Consider the following 1,313-nt stretch of genomic DNA (forward strand, 5'->3'; position numbering starts at 1 on the left):
CCCGCCGATCAAGGGCAAACGCACGTGGTTCGATCTCTTTTCCACGTGCGTTTGCCCTTGATCGATGAGAAAGGCCTTGATCGACGGCGGCCTCGACGGCCGCGGGCCGCGGCCGCAGGCCACTGGCGCCTCAGCAGCCGACGCGCTCCGACGCCAGGGTGATGTCGTCGTACCAGACGTCGTACGCGCTCGGTGTCGGGTCGCCCTGGTACAGCTGCCAGCCGATCTTCACCGTGTCGAAGCGCGGGAAGACGAAGTCGACCGGATTGCCGCCGTGCTCCGTGGTCGTGACCGTGAGGTCGGGCTTGGCCACGCCGTCGATCCACACCGAGATCCGGTTGTCGCTGGCGTCTGCCTCCCACTCGACGCACTGCCACCGGCCGGCGACCGACGGAGCGGACTCGCGCCAGTTGGTCCAGTCGCCGGTGGGTCCGCCGTCGGCGCCCACGCCCCACAACGCTTTGTCCACAGTGGGCACGTACTGCCCACCGAGCGGCCGGACGATCTCCGCACCCTGCCCGGTCGCCTCGATCAGCGTGTAGTGCGCCCAGTCCGGCGCGGTCGGAAACGCGGCGACCCGCACCCGTACCCGCCCGAAGAAGCTGTTGCCCGGCGCGGCGAAGTCGTCCACCTTGAGGAAGGCCCGCCCGTTCTCCTCGGTGTGCACCCGCAGCACCTTGCCGCCGCCGCGCCGCTCCACGGTCAGCTTCCCGTGCTTGGTGTCGATGCCCCAGTTGAGGCTGGCCGCGCCACCGGTGGGCAGCCGCTCGAAGTCTTCGCAGAACAGTGCGGTGGTCTGGCGAGCACACCCGCCCCGGCCCGCACCGCTGCCACCGGCGCTCGCCGGCACCGCCCCCGACATGACCATCACCGCGACAGCGCCAAGCGCCAACCCCTTCAGCACAGCGACATCCTTACATATGTCGATAAGCTCCGCTGCCCCAGAGGCGCGTCGACACCGGCGATCCGCTGCCCATCCAGGGACGGCCCGCCGCCGCGACCGCCCGACATTGCGGCCTCCGCACGCGCCGCGGGCAAGCGACGTCACGCCGCGCGGGCAGCGACGCGACACCGCACGCCGCACCCCGTACCCCGCACGCCGCACCCCCGCACCCCCGCACGCCGCACCCCGCACCCCGCACGCCGCACGCCGATCAAGGGAAATCGCATGGATCAAGGGCAAACGCACGCGGAAAAGAGATCGAACCACGTGCATTCGCCCTTGATCGACGGACGGGGAGCGGCGGCGCGCACGCGGGCCGGGCGGGCCGGGCGGGGCGGGCGGGGCGGGGCGGGGCGGGGCGGGCCGGGCG

Annotated in this window: 1 protein-coding gene; it reads right to left on the bottom strand. The window is 72.1% G+C overall.

Annotation, left to right across the window (positions count from 1 at the left end):
- Positions 1 to 130: 130 nt before the first annotated feature.
- A complete protein-coding gene (locus tag V6V89_RS41410) occupies positions 131 to 904 on the bottom strand; it encodes a hypothetical protein (protein ID WP_334625220.1) in 774 nt (257 codons plus the stop codon).
- Positions 905 to 1,313: the final 409 nt, after the last annotated feature.

Origin of the sequence: Micromonospora sp. CPCC 206061, assembly GCF_036906915.1 — a bacterium.
GTDB lineage: Bacteria > Actinomycetota > Actinomycetes > Mycobacteriales > Micromonosporaceae > Phytohabitans.